The sequence below is a fragment of the Lachnospiraceae bacterium KGMB03038 genome, assembly GCA_007361935.1.
GTDB lineage: Bacteria > Bacillota > Clostridia > Lachnospirales > Lachnospiraceae > Massilistercora.
On record CP041667.1, the window covers coordinates 1,149,032 to 1,166,172 of the forward strand.

A 17,141-nucleotide genomic window follows, 5' to 3' on the forward strand; every position below is an offset into this window, starting at 1 on the left:
TTGTGTATAATAGCAGGTAATGACGGTATAAAAACGTAGAATTTTTACCGTCAGGAATTCTGTGTTATGATGAGACAAAGAAATACGAAGAAGCAGGAGGTACGTAGTATGAGCGTGGAAAAAGTATTCGAGTATTTCAAAGAGATCTCTGCGATCCCCAGAGCTTCCGGAGATGAGCAGGCAGTCAGCGATCACCTGAAAGCCTTTGCCAAAGACCGGGGATTATGGGTGCGCCAGGAGAAGGACGGAAGCCTGGTGATCAAAAAACCGGCCTGTCAGAGGACGGATGCAGATCCGGTGATCCTGCAGGGACACCTGGATATGGTATACGTAAAGGACAAGAATAGTAAGCATGAATATCAGAATGGGATCCAGGTATTGGAGGATGAAAAGGAACTGTATGCGGACGGAACTTCCCTGGGCGCGGACAACGGGATCGGGATGGCGTTTTGCATGGCTTTGATGGACAGCGGGGACATTCCTCATCCTGATCTGGAGTTCATTTTTACGGCGGAAGAAGAGGTGGGCCTTGCGGGCGCGTCACGGCTGGACATTTCAGATCTGAGAGGAAAATATTTTCTGAATCTGGATGCGGAAGAACAGGGAGTCTTCTATGTGAGCTGCGCGGGAGCCTTAAGGAGCAGCCTGTATTGGAAGCTGGAGCGGGAGCACATTCCTGCCGGATGGAAAGGGTTGTCTGTCGAGATCGGCGGACTGAAAGGCGGTCACTCCGGGCTGGATATCGACCGTGGAAGAGCCAGCGCCATACAATTGACAGGCAGATTGCTCTATCAATTAGAAGAAATCGGAGAGTGGCGGCTGGGACATTTAGATATTCCAGGGAAAGCCAACGCGATCCCATCCTGGGCCCAGGCGGTTTTGTATGTAAGCCCAGGAGATGCGGAGAAAGTAATGGAGAAGATCCGGGAGATGGAGCGGATCTTCCGGGAGGAACTGAAAGGGACAGATACCATAGAGATCACTGTATCCCAGGTGGAAGTATTTGTGGGAGAGAGCATTTACAGCCAGGAGCTGGAGCATCGGATCATACGTGCCCTTATGCTCCTGCCCTGCGGTGTGATCAGCCGTTCCCATACTATGGAAGGGCTGGTGGAGACGTCCATCAACGCGGGATCCCTGCAGGAAGAAGAGGGAGAGGTATTACGGCTTCTTCTGGCGGCAAGAAGTTCTGTGGACTCCAGGAAATATTTCCTGAAAGACCAGCTCTACGTCCTGGCGGAACAGTACTGTGATGATCTGGCGTTTGAAAATGACTATCCCGGATGGCAGTATGAGGAAGTATCGCCGCTGCGGGACAAGGCATGCGCGCTTTATGAAAAGATGTTTGGGAAACCGGCGAAACTGGAGGCAATCCATGCGGGACTGGAATGTGGATACTGGCATTATAAGAAGCCGGAGCTTGACATCCTTTCCCTTGGACCGGATCTTTCCAACGTGCATACCACCAAGGAGCGGGCCTCCAAGGAATCGATCGCCCAGACCTGGGAGTATCTGAAAGCCCTGCTAAAAGAATTGGATTGATAAATTTTTGATCCTGGACTCATAGATCAGCAAAAGGCTGCGAATCATAGTTCTATATGATCCGCGGCCTTTTTCTCTGGTAGCCCGCGGAAATGGAGGGAAGACGGATGAAAAAAGAAAGAAAAAGAGAATTTTTGAAAGACCTTCTGGCGGATGCGGCGGCAGGGACACTGATCGCCGCAGGCCTTTATAACTTCGCCCTGCAGGCGGATTTCCCGGTGGCCGGTTTCACTGGCATTGCGGTGATCCTGTACCATTTGACGGGATTTCCGGTAGGAGCTGGGATCATCCTCCTCAACATACCGGCGGCGGTTTTCTGTTATCGGTTTTTGGGGAAAGAATTTTTTCTGAAGTCGGTAAAATCTACCTTGGTCGTATCGGCGCTGACGGATTACGCGGCGCCTCTTTTTCCGGTCTATACAGGAGACAGACTTCTGGCGGCGCTTTGCGCCGGGGTGCTGTGCGGCGCCGGATATGCCCTCATCTTTCTGCGGGGGTCTTCCACAGGAGGACAGGATTTTATCAGTCTGTCGATCCGGAAGGTGAAGCCTCATCTGGCCCTTGGGACCATCACTTTTATCCAGGACGGGGTGATCATCCTCCTGGGAGGCGTGCTGGTCTTTCGGGATATGGACGGGCTGATCTATGGAGTGATCGCGACCTGGCTTTTGGCAAGCGTCATTAACCGGGTCTTATATGGAAGCGGACAGGGCCGGCTGGCGCTGATCGTGACAGAACAAGGCCGGCGTATGGCAGGCCGGATCGGCAGGGAGTTTGAACGGGGGACTACGATCCTGGAAGGAACCGGCGCCTACTCCGGCAGAAAAAAGAAAGTGGTCGTATGCGCCTGCGGAAGCAAAGAGGTCCATGCCATCAAGAAAGCGGCCCATCAGATGGATCCGGAGGCGTTTACGATCATTTTGGAATCCAATGAAGTGGTGGGAGAAGGGTTCCAGGGAAAAGCGTAAGAGAGTCTGGTACAAATTAGCCTTTGCTCTGTGTCTAAATAATGCTATAATAATTTAGAATCAGATAAAATAGGAGGCTGTAAATATGAAGCTGACGAAGCTGTTGGAACGTTTGGAATATAGAGTGGTACAGGGAAGCGATCAGATCGACGTGGGAGAACTGATTAACGATTCCCGGAAGGTATCTGAGGGCAGTGTATTCGTATGTATCAGCGGGGCCGTTGCGGACGGCCATGTTTATGTACAGGAAGTAGCGGAAAAGGGAGCTGCCGCAGTGGTGGCAGAGAAGGAGGTAGAGGCGCCGGAAGGAATGACGGTGATCCGGGTGGAAGATACCCGGTATGCTCTGGCCCTTATGTCTGCCGCGTATTTCGGATATCCTGCGGAAAAGCTGAAGGTGATCGGGATTACAGGAACAAAAGGGAAGACAACAACGACTTATATGATCAAATCGATCCTGGAAGAAGTAGGGCATAAAGTCGGACTGATCGGGACGATCGAGGCGCTGATCGGAGACAAGGCGATCCCGGCCAGCAATACGACGCCGGAGTCCTATACGATCCAGAAATATTTTGCCCAGATGGTGGAAGCAGGCTGTGACAGCGTGGTGATGGAAGTGTCCTCCCAGGGACTCATGCTCCACCGGACGGCAGGGATCCCATTTGAGATCGGGATCTTTACCAATCTGGGAGAAGACCATATCGGCCCCAATGAACATAAGGATTTCGAGGACTATAAGCGCTGCAAGGGCCTTCTGTTCCAGCAGTGCAGGATTGGCATCGGCAATGTGGATGATCAGTGGTTTGCGGATGTGTTCCGAAACGCCACCTGCCAGACAGAGACGTTTGGATTTTCAAAGGAAGCGGATCTTCGGGCCGTAGATGTGGAACATGTTTCAAGGCCGGGATATCTGGGCGTAAAGTACCATGTGGCCGGGCTGATGGATTTCGACGTGGAGATCGATATCCCGGGAGAGTTCAGCGTTTATAATTCCCTGACAGCGATCGCTGTGTGCAGGCATTTTGACGTGCCGGCGGAGAAGATCCAAAAAGCGCTGAAAGTTGCCAAGGTGAAGGGACGCATTGAGATGGTCAAGGTATCAGATGATTTTACTTTGATGATCGATTACGCCCATAACGCGATGAGCTTGGAGAGCCTGCTCCATACTCTGCGGGATTATGAGCCGGGCCGGATCGTAACGGTGTTTGGCTGCGGCGGCAACCGGTCCAGGACCCGCCGCTACGAGATGGGAGAGGTAGCAGGAAGACTGTCAGATTTTACGATCATTACTTCAGATAACCCTAGATTCGAGGAGCCGCAGGCCATCATTGATGATATCATTACGGGGATCAAGAAGACGGATGGGAAATACGTTTCTATCTGTGACCGGAAAGAGGCCATCAAGTACGCGATCCAGAACGGCCAGCCAGGGGACGTGATCATCCTGGCAGGGAAAGGCCACGAGACTTATCAGGAGATCGAAGGGGTCAAATATGATATGGATGAGCGGGTGCTGATCCGGGAAGTGCTGGAAGAACTGAAGGAGGAACATGTACGCTGATATTATCATAGATATTACCCACGAAAGGCTGGATAAGATCTTTCAGTACCGGATTCCCAGGGAGCTGGAAGATGACCTGGAAGTGGGGATGGAAGTGGCAGTCCCTTTCGGAAGAAATGACAGGGAGATCTCCGGGTATATTATTGGATTCTCAAAAGAGACGGATTATGACCCTGAGAAGATCAAAGAGATCATCGGAAAAGCGGAAGGGAAAACAGCTATTGAATCAAAATTAGTGGCGCTGGCCGCCTGGATGAAGGAAAACTACGGCGGCACTATGATACAGGCATTGAAAACCGTGCTGCCTGTAAAGAAAAAGGAAAACAGCAAAAACTGGCGGACGGTAGAACTTGCGCTTACCAAAGAAGAAGGGAAAGAAAAGCTGGATCTTTACCTTAAGAAAAACCAGCGGGCAAGAGCCAGGCTGCTGGCCGGGCTGTTAGAACAGCCCAGACAGCCTTATGAGCTGATCACAAAGAAACTTCACGTGACAGCCCAGGTGATCCGCGCTTTGGAAGAGCAGGGAGTGCTTCGGGTGAAAAGCGAGCAGGTATTCCGCAATCCGGTAAGAGGCGGAAAGCAGGAAGTACAATCTCTGGAATATACCAAGGAGCAAAGAGAGGCGGCGCAGACCTTCCGGACAGATTATGAAAAAGGACTCCGGAAGACGTATCTGCTCTATGGAGTCACGGGAAGCGGGAAGACAGAAGTCTATATGGAGATGATCGGGACAGTTCTTAAGGAAGGAAAGCAGGCCATTGTCCTGATCCCGGAAATCGCCCTTACATACCAGACGGTCCTGCGCTTTTACGGAAGATTCGGGGAGCGGGTGTCAATCCTGAATTCCCGCTTATCCCCCGGGGAACGCTATGACCAGATGGAACGGGTGAAACGGGGAGAGGTAGATGTGATGATCGGACCCCGGTCCGCTCTTTTCACCCCCTTTTCCAATCTGGGACTGATCGTGATCGATGAGGAACATGAAGGCACTTATAAAAGCGAGCAGGTGCCAAGGTATCATGCCAGGGAGACGGCCCAGAGGCGGGCCAAGATGGAGGGAGCCAGCCTGGTGCTGGGTTCTGCCACGCCTTCTCTGGAGGCGTTCTACCGGTGTAAGCGGGGAGACTACCAGCTGCTGAGACTGGAAAGCAGGGCGGCAGGCCAGAGCCTTCCCAAAGTATACGTGACAGATATGCGGGAAGAATTGAAGAAAGGAAACCGCTCTATCTTAAGCGACCGGTTAAAGGAGCTGATGAAGGAGAGGCTTCAGAAAGGGCAGCAGACGATGCTGTTTATGAACCGGAGGGGATATGCGGGTTTCGTTTCCTGCAGAGCCTGCGGCTATGTGGTGAAGTGTCCCCACTGTGATGTGTCTTTGTCCCTTCACAGGGGAGGACGGCTGGTGTGCCATTACTGCGGCCATGAAGAACCGGCCAGGGAACGCTGTCCGTCCTGCGGATCTCCTTATATTGGCGGATTTAAAGCGGGAACCCAGCAGATTGAAGAACTGGTGCGGAGGGAATTCCCTGGAGCGGGAGTCCTGCGGATGGATCTGGATACTACCAGGGAAAAAGGGGGCCATGAAAAGATCTTGTCGGCTTTTGCCAACCGGGAAGCAGATATTTTGATCGGCACCCAGATGATCGTTAAGGGGCATGATTTTCCAGGGGTGACGCTGGTTGGAATATTGGCGGCGGACCTGTCTTTGTACGCGGACGATTACCAGGCGGGAGAGAGGACCTTCCAGCTTCTGACTCAGGCGGCGGGGAGAGCCGGAAGGGGTGAGGAGCCGGGAGAAGTGGTGATCCAGACCTACAGCCCCCAGCATTACAGTATTGAGATGGCGGCCCGCCAGGATTATGAAGGTTTCTATGAGCAGGAAATGAACTACCGCAGCCTGATGGGATATCCTCCATGCAGCCAGCTTCTGGCGGTGCTGATGACGGGGAAAGAGGAAGAACATCTGGAACTGGCGGCAGATTATCTCAAAGAATTTACGCTGCGTCTTGATAAGGCGAAGCAGCTTCAGGTCATTGGGCCGGCAAGTCCCTATGTGGGAAAGGTAGGAGATCTATACCGGCGCGTCTTATATATCAAAAGCGAGGACTATCGGGCGCTGACCCATGCTAAGAATCTGCTGGAGCAGTATATAGAGATCAACCGGGGATTTCAGACGATACGGATACAGTTTGATTTCAACCCGATGCATACATTTTGACAAACTAGGATCAAAGGAGAGGGAAAATATGGCAATACGTAAAATCCGTGAACTTGGAGATGAGGTGCTGACAAAACAGTGCAAAGAAGTAACAAAGGTAAATCTTCGGACGAAGATTCTGATCGGCGATATGCTGGATACCATGTACGAAGCTATGGGGGTCGGACTTGCGGCGCCTCAGGTGGGAATCCTGAAGAGGATCGTGGTGATTGACGTGGGAGAAGGGCCGATCGTGCTGATCAATCCGGAGATCCTGGAAACCTCCGGAGAACAGACTGGCGAAGAAGGATGCTTAAGCCTTCCGGGAAAAGCAGGTACGGTGACCCGTCCTAACTATGTGAAGGTAAAAGCTCTGAATGAAGATATGGAAGAGATTGAGTTAGAAGGCGAAGGGCTTCTTGCGCGGGCGTTCTGTCACGAGATCGACCATCTGGACGGCCATATGTATGTGGAGCTGGTGGAAGGAGACCTCCATGACGTACAGGCAGAGGAGGCAGAGGAATAAATGAAAGTGATATTTATGGGAACTCCGGAATTCTCGGTTGGGACGCTGGAAGCGCTGATCCAGGCGGGACATCAGGTGGTCCTTGCGGTAACCCAGCCGGATAAACCCAAAGGCAGAGGCGGGAAGATGCAGTTCCCTCCCGTTAAGGAGAAGGCTCTGCAATACGGGATCCCTGTGTTCCAGCCGCGCAGAGTCCGGGAGAAAGAGAATATAGAAGAACTTCGGAAATACCAGGCAGATGTGATCGTGGTGGTAGCCTTTGGCCAGATCCTGCCAAAAGAAATCCTGGAAATGACGCCTTATGGCTGCATCAACGTACATGCCTCTCTGCTGCCCAGCTATCGGGGGGCGGCTCCGATCCAGTGGGCAGTGTTAAACGGAGAGAAGGTATCCGGAGTGACCACCATGCAGATGGACGAGGGGCTGGATACGGGTGATATGCTGCTGAAAACAGAGGTGCCGCTGGAGGCGGATGAGACAGGCGGAAGCCTTCATGATAAACTGGCCCAGGCAGGAGCGAAACTTTGTGTGGAGACGCTGGATGGACTGAAGGCGGGAACAGTTATCCCAGAGAAGCAGGGAGATAGTCCTACCGCCTACGCCTCCATGCTGAAGAAGGAAATGGGAGAGATCTGCTGGACCCGTTCGGCTAAGGAGATCGAGCGGCTGATCCGGGGATTGAATCCATGGCCCAGCGCCTATACAGGCTGGAACGGCAAAGTAATGAAGATCTGGGAGGCTAAAGTCCAGGAAGGCGAAAGCAAAGCGGAACCAGGCACGGTAGTAATGGTAGAAAAAGATGGATTCCTGGTGGAAACCGGGGAAGGACAATTAAAGGTAACAGCGCTTCAGATCCCAGGGAAAAAACGGATGGATGCGGCCGCCTTCCTGCGGGGGTATCCGATCGAGACCGGAACGAAGCTGGGATAGGGAGAATGGCTGAACTGGGAATTATATTTTTATTAAAAATTCATGAATTTCAGTTTTTCTGAGTGGTTTTCATATATACTATACAAAAGAAAACTGCCTGATAAGGAGGAATCAATATGTATTTTCCAATGTATTTTGACCCTACGTATGTACTGGTGATCATTGGTGTTATTATATGTCTTGCCGCTTCGGCCAAGATGAGATCTACGTTTAATCGATATTCCCGTGTGCGCAGCCGTTCCGGCATGACGGGAAGGGAAGCGGCGGAATATGTGCTCAGAAGCGCGGGAATCTATGATGTGCGGGTGGAACATGTGTCAGGGAATCTGACGGATCACTATGATCCGCGGACCAAGACGCTGCGTCTGTCGGATGCGACTTATAATTCTCAGTCCGTAGCGGCGATCGGAGTGGCGGCCCATGAGTGCGGCCATGCGGTCCAGCACGCTATAGGGTATGCGCCGCTTAGGTTCCGGGGAGCCCTGGTGCCGATCGCGAACCTGGGGAGTACCATCGCCTGGCCGCTGATCATTATTGGCCTTTTATTTACCGGGGAGTCCTCTTTGTTGTTTTTGAATCTTGGAATCATTGCGTTTTCTCTGGCAGTCCTGTTCCAGATCGTGACTCTTCCAGTAGAATTTGATGCTTCCAATCGGGCAGTCCGTGTCCTGGGAAGCACCGGCCTTCTCTATGAAGACGAGCTTCGGGATACCAGAAAGGTCCTGTCCGCGGCTGCGCTTACTTATGTGGCGGGAGCGGCGGCTTCGATCCTGCAGCTTCTGCGTATCATCCTGCTGGCAAACAGCAGAAGGGATTAGAAAAACAGACGGAGGACAGGGGAGACAATGAGAAGAGGGGAAGACAGCAGAGAACTGATCCTCGACACTCTGCTATTGATCACCAGAGACGGGGAATACAGTCATATCGCGTTAAAGCAAGTTCTGGACAAATATCAGTATCTGGATAAAAAAGAGCGTGCGTTTATCACCAGGGTGGTAAACGGCACGCTTGAGCGCATGATCGAGATTGATCATATCATCAATCATTTTTCCAACGTGAAAGTCAACAAAATGAAACCGGTGATCCGGGCGATCTTAAGGAGCAGCGTCTATCAGATCAAATATATGGACAAGGTCCCAAACAGCGCTGTATGCAACGAGGCCGTGAAACTGGCGGGGCGAAAAGGATTTGCCGGACTTAAAGGGTTTGTGAACGGAGTCCTGCGCAGTATAAGCCGCAAGATTGACTCTGTAGCCTATCCGTCCAGGGAAACAGATCCGGAAGGCTATCTTTCTGTCCGCTATTCACTGCCCAGCTGGCTTTCTGAACAGTGGCTCGGAGAGTATGGAATGGAGACGGCAGAGCGCATGGGAAAGGCGTTTCTGGAAGAAAGGCCTCTTTGCGTCCGCTGCAATATAAACCAGATCACCCGGGAAGAGCTGATCCAACGTCTGAAACAGGAAGGCGTCCGGGCAGAAGCGGATCCTTTTGTTCCCTGCGCGCTCTATCTGACCGGGTACGACCATGTGGCCGGACTGGAAAGCTTCCGGCAGGGGCTGTTCTATGTGCAGGATATCAGTTCTATGCAGGCGGTTCTGTGGGCGGAACCAAAAGAAGGCGATCACATCATCGATGTGTGCGCGGCGCCGGGCGGAAAAGCCATCCACCTGGCGGAAATGCTGCGTGGGACAGGGAGTGTGGAGGCAAGGGATCTGACAGACTACAAAATCGGACTTTTAGAGGAAAATATAGAACGGACCGGTCTTGCAAATATCCGGGCAGTCAAGTGGGATGCTACTGTATTTGACCGGGAGGCGGAAGGAAAAGCGGACATTGTAATGGCAGATCTGCCCTGCTCCGGTCTTGGAGTGCTGGGAAAGAAGCCGGATCTGAAATACAAAATGACGCCTAAGAAGCAGGAAGAGCTTGCGAAACTTCAAAGAAAGATCCTTTCCACGGTGGAGGCTTACGTGAAGCCCGGCGGCACCCTGGTCTACAGTACCTGCACCATACATAGAGAAGAAAATGAAGAAAACACCGCTTGGTTTCTCTTGAACCATCCGGATTTCCAGTTGAAGAAGGCCAAGCAGATGCTGCCTGGAATCGATGGGGGAGACGGATTCTATATTGCGGTATTGCAGAGGAAGAGCCATGGATAAGAAAGATATTGTCTCCTATGACTTGGAGGAATTGACAAAGGAAATACAAAGCCTGGGAGAGAAGCCTTTCCGGGCCAGGCAGATCTATGCCTGGCTTCATGAGAAATTAGCCGGTGATTTCCAGGAGATGACCAACCTTTCCAAAGATCTGAGGGAAAGGCTGAGTGATCTTTATGAGATCCGCAGGATGGATCTTGTGGCCCGCCAGATTTCCCAGAAGGATCCTACAGAGAAATTCTTGTTTGAACTGAAAGACGGAAACCGGATCGAGAGCGTGCTGATGAAATATAATTATGGGAATTCTGTCTGTATCTCATCCCAGGCAGGCTGTAGGATGGGATGCCGGTTCTGCGCATCCACCATCGGGGGCCTGGAGAGGAATCTGACTCCCTCTGAGATGCTGCGCCAGATTTACCAGATCCAGAAGATCACCGGGGAAAGAGTCTCCAATATTGTGGTGATGGGAACAGGAGAGCCGCTGGATAATTATGAGAATTTTGTCAAATTTATCCATATGGCCGCAGACCCGAACGGCCTGCATATCAGCCAGCGCAATATTACCGCGTCCACCTGCGGCATCGTTCCGGGGATCCACCGTCTGGCAGAGGAAGGGCTTCAGATCACTCTGGCTTTGTCCCTACACGGGTCCACCCAGGAAAAGCGTCAGAAGCTTATGCCTGTGGCGAAGAAATACCAGCTTTCTGAAGTGCTGGAAGCCTGTGACGAGTATTTCGCGAAAACGGGACGGAGGATTACTTTTGAATACAGTTTGGTAAAAGGGGTCAATGACACAGAGTCTGATATCCGGGAATTGACCAGGATTTTAAAGCCAAGAAACTGCCATTTGAATCTGATTCCGGTGAATCCCATCAAAGAGAGAGATTTTCAGCGCCCGGATGGGAAAAATGCCCAGGAATTTAAAAATAAACTTGAAAAAAACGGAATAAATGTTACTATAAGAAGGGAAAGAGGCTCCGATATCGACGGGGCCTGCGGCCAGTTGAGGAGACGGTACCAAGCCGGTCAGAAGGAGAGCTAGATGAAATTATACGCAAAAACCGATGTGGGAAGAAAGCGGGAAATCAATCAGGATTATGTATATGTGACGGATAAACCCATTGGGCCATTCCCGAATCTTCTTGTGGTCGCCGATGGAATGGGCGGACATAAAGCGGGGGATTTCGCTTCCAAATACACGGTTAAAATCTTAAGAGAAGAATTAGAGAATACCTCACTGGACAAACCGGAAGAAATTCTGCGAGGTGTTGTTACGAAGGCAAACCATGAACTGATCAAAGCGGCCCATTCAGACGTAAAACTGGAAGGGATGGGGACAACCCTGGTAGCGGGAACGGTCATTGGAAATACGCTCTATTTTGCCAACGTAGGAGACAGCCGGCTCTATCTGATCAATGAAAAGATCCGCCAGATATCCAAGGATCATTCCCTGGTAGAGGAAATGGTGAGACTGGGCGGCATCAAGGCAGAAGAGGCGAAGAATCATCCAGATAAGAATATTATCACAAGAGCCATTGGCGTGAAAGAAGACGTGGAAGCCGATATTTACGAATACCGGCTGAAGAAAGGCGACATTATCTTAATGTGTACCGATGGACTCAGCAATATGGTAGAAGATGAAGATATGTTTGACATTGTTAAGGGCGCCAGAGATATTGTGGAGGCGGTGCTTATGTTGATCGAGAAAGCAAACAGCAATGGCGGGAGAGATAACATCGGGGTTGTTATGGCGGAACCGCTGGCAGATGAGGTGAGTATATGGTAAAAGACGGGATTTTTCTTGGAAAAAGATATGAGGTGTTAAGTAAGATCGGCGCGGGGGGGATGGCGGACGTCTATAAGGGGAAGGACACGAAGCTGAACCGTTATGTAGCCATCAAGGTGCTGAAGAAAGAATACCGGGAAGACGAAGATTTCGTAAGGAAATTCAGATCTGAGGCACAGTCCGCGGCCGGACTTATGAATCCCAATATTGTAAACGTATATGATGTGGGAGAGGACAGGGGATTGTACTACATGGTCATGGAACTGGTAGAAGGCATTACCCTGAAAGAATATATTGAGAGAAAAGGCCGGTTATCCCACAAAGAGGTGATCAGCATCGCGATCCAGATGTGTACCGGTATCGGAGCGGCTCATGCCGCCGGAATCATCCATAGGGATATCAAGCCCCAGAATGTGATCATCTCGAAAGATGGAAAGGTAAAGGTAACTGATTTTGGAATTGCCAAATCTGTGAATTCCAACACCATCAGCTCGAACGCTATGGGGTCGGTCCACTATACCTCCCCGGAACAGGCCAGAGGCGGATTCAGTGATGCCAAAAGCGATATTTATTCCATCGGTATCACACTTTTTGAAATGGCGACAGGAGAAGTGCCTTTTGATGGGGATTCTACGGTATCCGTGGCTATTAAGCACCTTCAGGAGGAGATCACGCCTCCATCGGAGCTGGTTCCAGACATTCCATACAGTCTGGAACAGATTATCTTGAAATGTACCCAGAAGAATGCGGAGAGAAGATATAAAAATACAGACGATCTGATCCGGGATCTCAAACGTTCCCTGGTAGACCCGGAGGGAGATTTTGTTATCATCCCGCCTCTTAGAAATGCGGATACGGTTATCATCACGGATGAAGAATTGGATGATATCCGAAGCAATTACGATGAGGACGAGTATGATGAAGACGAATACGATGCAGATGAATATGGGGAAGACGACGAATACGGAGACGACGAATACGGGGAAGACGAGTATAGTTTAGACGAATACGGAGAAGAAGACGATTACGGCAAAGGACGCAAAGGCAGCGAGGAAGTAAATCCAAGGATGAATAAAGTCATGAAGATCTTGATGATCGTTGTGGCTGTGATCATTGTCTTCATTATTATCTTTGCCATCGGCCGGGCGGCAGGAATCTTTAAGACCTGGGGGCCTGGAATCACAGCGGAAGAGTCAGAAAGCAAAGTGAAAGTCCCTGATGTTGTGGGTATGACAGAGGAAGAGGCAAAAGAAGCTTTGAATAAAAAGGGCCTTGGAATTACAGTTACTTATGAGGAATCGGAAAAATATGAAAAAGGACTTGTCTGTGAACAGAATCCAGAAGAGGGAGAACGGGTAGAGAAGAACACAACGGTAGAAGTTGTGGTAAGCTCGAAGTTAGTAGGAGAAGAGATCACCGTTCCGGATGTCTCCGGAATGGACGAGGAAAGCGCCCAGAAGACACTGGAAGGGGAAGGCCTGACGGTAGGAACTTCAGAATTTATCTACAGCAGCGATTATGCTGAGGGCGAAGTTATCAAGACGACTCCGGCGGCAGGTTCCAAAGTGGGCAAGGATACTGAGATCATCATGCAGGTCAGCAGAGGTGAAGAGAAGATCTCAGTTCCCAATGTAAAAGGCGAGAAAGACTCCACGGCCCAGAGCACCCTCAAGAATGCGGGGCTTACCATTGGCAAAGTAACCTATCAGTATGACGACAGTGTCAGCAAAGGACTGGTAATCTCCCAGAGCATCGGAGGCGGCGAGAAGGTATCAAAAGGAACCTCCATCGATCTGGTGGTCAGCAACGGACCAAAACCGGAAGAAAAGGTATCTGTGCGGAATTTTGCGGGACAGTATGAGGAGTCCCTGTTGGAGTGGGCAGATGAGAATGGAATAAACGCAAGAAAACAGGGAGAAGAGTACAGCAATAATTACGCCGCTGGCATGATCATCTCTCAGAGTCCCGGATCTGGAAGTTTATCGAAAGGAAGTACAGTAACCTATGTTCTGAGTCTTGGCCCGGAAGAATCTTCCGATAGCGGAGACGGCGGAGAAGGCGAGCAGTAAGATGATACAATATAAGGACAGCGGAAAGGTATGCAGGGAAAGATCATAAAGGGAATTGCCGGATTCTACTACGTGGATGTAGTAGAATCCGGTGTTTATGAATGTAAAGCAAAAGGAATCTTCCGGAAGGAGAAGATCAAACCTCTGGTGGGGGATGATGTGGAGATAGAGATTCTGGATGAGGAAGAAAAATCTGGGAATATTACTGAGATCCTTCCTCGGAAGAATGAATTGATCCGTCCGGCGTCCGCCAACGTAGATCAGGCGCTGGTGGTATTTGCCGTGGCTAAGCCAAGTCCTCATTTCCATCTGCTGGACCGTTTTCTGGTCATGATGGAGATCCAGGAGATTCCCGCCGTACTGTGTTTTAATAAAGAAGATATCGGGAAAGAAGAGGAAATCGATAAGCTGCGGGAAGTTTATGAAAGCTGCGGGTATCCCTGCCTTTTTATCAGTGTGAAAGAAAAGAGCAACATTGATCAGGTGATGGAGCTGTTAAGGGGAAAGACGACGGTGATCGCCGGGCCCTCCGGGGTGGGAAAGTCTTCTCTTATCAACCTTCTACAGCCGGAGGCAAAAATGGAGACAGGAGCGGTCAGCCGCAAGATTGCAAGAGGGAGACACACCACGCGGCACGCAGAGCTGTTTCCTATCAATGAGGACTCTTATATCATGGATACACCGGGATTTAGCTCTTTATATCTTCCTGAGCTGGAGAAAGAAGATCTGAAATATTATTTTCCGGAATTTCGCGATTTTGAAGGCCAGTGCCGCTTCCAGGGATGCGACCATATCCATGAGCCGGACTGCGCGGTAAAAGAGGCGGTAGAACAAGGGAAGATCCATCCAGTCCGCTACGCGGATTATCAGGACATATATCAGGAATTAAAGGACAGGAGGAGGTACTAAGGCTATGGAGTATATTTTGTCGCCGTCGATCTTGTCGGCAGATTTCAAGGCGCTTGGAGAACAGATGAAGGCCACAGAAGAAAATGGAGCCCGTTATCTGCATTTCGACGTGATGGACGGCATGTTTGTACCCAGTATTTCTTTTGGGATGCCAGTGCTGAAGTCTATACACAATGCCACAGACCAGGTAATGGACGCTCATTTAATGGTGCAGGAGCCAATCCGATATGTGGAAGCGTTTCAGGAAGCGGGCGCCCACATTGTGACAGTCCATCTGGAAGCATGCCGGGATGTTAGGGAGACTTTGGAGAGAATCCATGACTGCGGCATGAAAGCGGGACTCTCTATTTGTCCGGAGACAGATGTAGACCAGGCGGAGCCATTCCTTTCCAGCATTGAGATGCTGCTGGTCATGAGTGTGCATCCGGGATTTGGAGGCCAGAAATTCATACCAGAATCTCTGGATAAGATCCGCAGGGCACGGAACATGATCGAAGAGAGAAACCTTAAGGTAGACATCCAGGTGGATGGAGGGATCTATCTGACGAATGTGAGGGACGTCCTGGATGCGGGAGCTAATATCATTGTAGCAGGCTCAGCGGTATTTAAAGGCGATCCTGGAGACAACACCAAGGCATTTATGGAGATATTGAACAGTTATGAGTAAGAGAATTGTAATCGTAAGCGGGGGAAAACTAAACGAAGAGTTTGTGCTGTCAATCCTTGGAGAGGAAGAAAGCGGCTATATTATCGGAGTGGACAAAGGGATGGAATTCCTTTACCGGCATCAGATCATGCCCAGCTATATTGTAGGGGATTTCGACAGTGTGAGCGAAGAGATCGGGGATTACTACCGCAATCAGACGGATGTGCCCATCCGGGAGTATAATCCGGTAAAAGACGCGTCGGATACCGAGATCGCGATCCGGCTGGCTGTTACGCTTGGCTGCAAGGAACTTTTGATCCTGGGCGCCACCGGAGGCAGGATCGATCATCTGTGGGCAAATGTCCAGTCCCTTATGATCCCATTGAAAGCAGGGATTGAAACGAAGATTCTGGATGAGCAGAACCAGATCCAGCTGTTCCATGGTGAGATCACGCTGAAGAGATCGGAGGCTTATGGGCCGTATTTCTCTGTGTTTCCATTGGGCGAGAAGATTTATGGGTTTAATATCAAGGGGGCAAAATATCCTTTGACAGATCATATACTGACCCCTTATGATAGTCTGTGTGTCAGCAATCAGTTTGAAGAAGATGAGGTAACCATCTCGGCGCCGGACGGAGTTGTGATCCTGATGGAGACAAGGGATCTGAAATAGACAGGCTGACCGCAAGCCCGGTGTTTGTCTGGGAAAATATAACAAAGGAGAGTAACGATAGATGAAACTTGGAATTGTAGGTTTGCCGAATGTAGGAAAGAGCACGTTATTTAATTCGCTGACCAAGGCGGGAGCAGAGTCAGCCAATTATCCCTTCTGTACCATCGACCCTAATGTGGGAGTGGTGACGGTGCCGGATGAAAGGCTGAACGTATTAGGAGAGATGTATCATACCAAGAAGATCATCCCGGCCGCTATTGAATTCGTAGATATTGCGGGATTGGTGAAAGGGGCTTCCAAAGGAGAAGGCCTTGGAAACCAGTTTCTGGCCAATATCCGGGAAGTAGATGCTATCGTCCATGTAGTCCGCTGTTTTGAAGACAGCAATATTGTTCATGTGGATGGAAGCATCAATCCTTTGAGAGATATTGAGACCATTAATCTGGAATTGATCTTCTCTGATCTGGAGATCCTGGAGAGGAGGATCGCTAAGACGGCAAAAGTGGCCAGAAATGATAAGACCGCGGCCAAAGAGCTGGCTCTCTTAGAGAAGATCAAGGCTCATCTGGAAGAGGGAAAACTGGCCAAGATCTTTGACGGCGCCCAGGATGAGGAAGAAGAGGAATGGCTTAAGAGCTATAATCTCTTAACTTATAAGCCGGTGATCTACGCGGCTAATGTGGCGGAAGATGATCTGGCTGACGATGGAGCCGGAAATGCCGGGGTACAGGCAGTGCGGGAACACGCAAAGGAAGAAAACAGCGAAGTATTTGTAGTCTGTGCCCAGATCGAGCAGGAGATCGCGGAGCTGGACGATGATGAAAAGAAAATGTTCCTGGAAGATCTGGGATTAGAGGAGTCTGGTCTTGAAAAGCTGATCAAAGCAAGCTACCATATCTTGGGCCTGATCAGTTATCTGACAGCCGGGGAACCGGAAGTTAGGGCATGGACCATTACAAAAGGGACGAAAGCGCCTCAGGCGGCAGGTAAGATCCACACCGATTTTGAGCGTGGATTTATCCGTGCGGAAGTGGTATCCTACGATGATCTGATCGCCTGCGGAAGCCACAACGCGGCCAAAGAAAAAGGATTGATCCGCCTGGAAGGAAAAGACTACGTGGTCCAGGACGGAGACATCATGCTGTTCCGGTTTAATGTATAACAACAGTTCAGCCATG

The 17,141-nt window shown here is 50.4% G+C and carries 15 protein-coding genes; all 15 read left to right on the forward strand.

Annotated features, from left to right (window positions below; genetic code table 11):
* The first annotated feature begins 69 nt into the window (after positions 1–69).
* Positions 70–1,542 carry an aminoacyl-histidine dipeptidase gene (locus FND36_05515; protein ID QDW75544.1) on the forward strand — a complete coding sequence of 491 codons (1,473 nt, stop codon included), beginning with the start codon at positions 70–72 and terminating at the stop codon, positions 1,540–1,542.
* 107 nt (positions 1,543–1,649) lie between these two features.
* Positions 1,650–2,510 (forward strand): YitT family protein, encoded by an 861-nt coding sequence (locus FND36_05520; GenBank protein ID QDW73545.1) that lies wholly within the window; start codon positions 1,650–1,652, stop codon positions 2,508–2,510.
* An 85-nt stretch (positions 2,511–2,595) separates the two neighbouring features.
* A complete protein-coding gene (locus FND36_05525; GenBank protein QDW73546.1) occupies positions 2,596–4,071 on the forward strand; it encodes a UDP-N-acetylmuramoyl-L-alanyl-D-glutamate--2,6-diaminopimelate ligase in 1,476 nt (491 codons plus the stop codon).
* Entirely contained in the window at positions 4,061–6,289 is a 2,229-nt protein-coding gene (gene priA / locus FND36_05530) for a primosomal protein N' (GenBank protein QDW73547.1), read from the forward strand. Before FND36_05525 ends, priA begins: the two co-directional genes overlap by 11 nt.
* Positions 6,290–6,317: 28 nt before the next feature.
* Complete coding sequence (def, locus tag FND36_05535) at positions 6,318–6,794, forward strand: peptide deformylase (protein ID QDW73548.1); 477 nt, start codon at positions 6,318–6,320, stop codon at positions 6,792–6,794.
* Complete coding sequence (locus tag FND36_05540) at positions 6,795–7,724, forward strand: methionyl-tRNA formyltransferase (GenBank protein QDW73549.1); 930 nt, start codon at positions 6,795–6,797, stop codon at positions 7,722–7,724. It abuts the gene before it with no gap.
* 116 nt (positions 7,725–7,840) lie between these two features.
* Positions 7,841–8,542: a zinc metallopeptidase gene (locus FND36_05545; GenBank protein ID QDW73550.1), complete on the forward strand. Its 702-nt coding sequence runs from the start codon at positions 7,841–7,843 to the stop codon at positions 8,540–8,542.
* A gap of 27 nt (positions 8,543–8,569) precedes the next feature.
* On the forward strand, positions 8,570–9,883 hold the full coding sequence (gene rsmB / locus FND36_05550; protein QDW73551.1) for a 16S rRNA (cytosine(967)-C(5))-methyltransferase RsmB: 1,314 nt from the start codon (positions 8,570–8,572) through the stop codon (positions 9,881–9,883).
* A complete protein-coding gene (rlmN, locus tag FND36_05555; protein QDW73552.1) occupies positions 9,876–10,922 on the forward strand; it encodes a 23S rRNA (adenine(2503)-C(2))-methyltransferase RlmN in 1,047 nt (348 codons plus the stop codon). Before rsmB ends, rlmN begins: the two co-directional genes overlap by 8 nt.
* Positions 10,923–11,666, forward strand: coding sequence for a Stp1/IreP family PP2C-type Ser/Thr phosphatase (locus FND36_05560; GenBank protein ID QDW73553.1), 744 nt, complete (start codon positions 10,923–10,925; stop codon positions 11,664–11,666).
* Positions 11,660–13,735: a Stk1 family PASTA domain-containing Ser/Thr kinase gene (gene pknB / locus FND36_05565; GenBank protein QDW73554.1), complete on the forward strand. Its 2,076-nt coding sequence runs from the start codon at positions 11,660–11,662 to the stop codon at positions 13,733–13,735. Before FND36_05560 ends, pknB begins: the two co-directional genes overlap by 7 nt.
* A gap of 30 nt (positions 13,736–13,765) precedes the next feature.
* A complete protein-coding gene (rsgA, locus tag FND36_05570) occupies positions 13,766–14,644 on the forward strand; it encodes a ribosome small subunit-dependent GTPase A (protein ID QDW73555.1) in 879 nt (292 codons plus the stop codon).
* Between the two features lie 4 nt (positions 14,645–14,648).
* Positions 14,649–15,311, forward strand: a complete 663-nt coding sequence (gene rpe / locus FND36_05575; GenBank protein ID QDW73556.1) for a ribulose-phosphate 3-epimerase — start codon at positions 14,649–14,651, stop codon at positions 15,309–15,311.
* Positions 15,304–15,963 (forward strand): thiamine diphosphokinase, encoded by a 660-nt coding sequence (locus tag FND36_05580; GenBank protein QDW73557.1) that lies wholly within the window; start codon positions 15,304–15,306, stop codon positions 15,961–15,963. Before rpe ends, FND36_05580 begins: the two co-directional genes overlap by 8 nt.
* Before the next feature lie 61 nt (positions 15,964–16,024).
* Positions 16,025–17,125: a redox-regulated ATPase YchF gene (ychF, locus tag FND36_05585; GenBank protein QDW73558.1), complete on the forward strand. Its 1,101-nt coding sequence runs from the start codon at positions 16,025–16,027 to the stop codon at positions 17,123–17,125.
* The last annotated feature ends 16 nt before the right edge of the window (positions 17,126–17,141 follow it).

Coding starts and splice junctions, on each gene's coding strand:
- FND36_05515 (QDW75544.1), top strand. CDS start 70: ATGAGACAAAGAAATACGAAGAAGCAGGAGGTACGTAGTATGAGCGTG.
- FND36_05520 (QDW73545.1), top strand. CDS start 1,650: ATGAAAAAAGAAAGAAAAAGAGAATTTTTGAAAGACCTTCTGGCGGAT.
- FND36_05525 (QDW73546.1), top strand. CDS start 2,596: ATGAAGCTGACGAAGCTGTTGGAACGTTTGGAATATAGAGTGGTACAG.
- priA (QDW73547.1), top strand. CDS start 4,061: ATGTACGCTGATATTATCATAGATATTACCCACGAAAGGCTGGATAAG.
- def (QDW73548.1), top strand. CDS start 6,318: ATGGCAATACGTAAAATCCGTGAACTTGGAGATGAGGTGCTGACAAAA.
- FND36_05540 (QDW73549.1), top strand. CDS start 6,795: ATGAAAGTGATATTTATGGGAACTCCGGAATTCTCGGTTGGGACGCTG.
- FND36_05545 (QDW73550.1), top strand. CDS start 7,841: ATGTATTTTCCAATGTATTTTGACCCTACGTATGTACTGGTGATCATT.
- rsmB (QDW73551.1), top strand. CDS start 8,570: ATGAGAAGAGGGGAAGACAGCAGAGAACTGATCCTCGACACTCTGCTA.
- rlmN (QDW73552.1), top strand. CDS start 9,876: ATGGATAAGAAAGATATTGTCTCCTATGACTTGGAGGAATTGACAAAG.
- FND36_05560 (QDW73553.1), top strand. CDS start 10,923: ATGAAATTATACGCAAAAACCGATGTGGGAAGAAAGCGGGAAATCAAT.
- pknB (QDW73554.1), top strand. CDS start 11,660: ATGGTAAAAGACGGGATTTTTCTTGGAAAAAGATATGAGGTGTTAAGT.
- rsgA (QDW73555.1), top strand. CDS start 13,766: ATGCAGGGAAAGATCATAAAGGGAATTGCCGGATTCTACTACGTGGAT.
- rpe (QDW73556.1), top strand. CDS start 14,649: ATGGAGTATATTTTGTCGCCGTCGATCTTGTCGGCAGATTTCAAGGCG.
- FND36_05580 (QDW73557.1), top strand. CDS start 15,304: ATGAGTAAGAGAATTGTAATCGTAAGCGGGGGAAAACTAAACGAAGAG.
- ychF (QDW73558.1), top strand. CDS start 16,025: ATGAAACTTGGAATTGTAGGTTTGCCGAATGTAGGAAAGAGCACGTTA.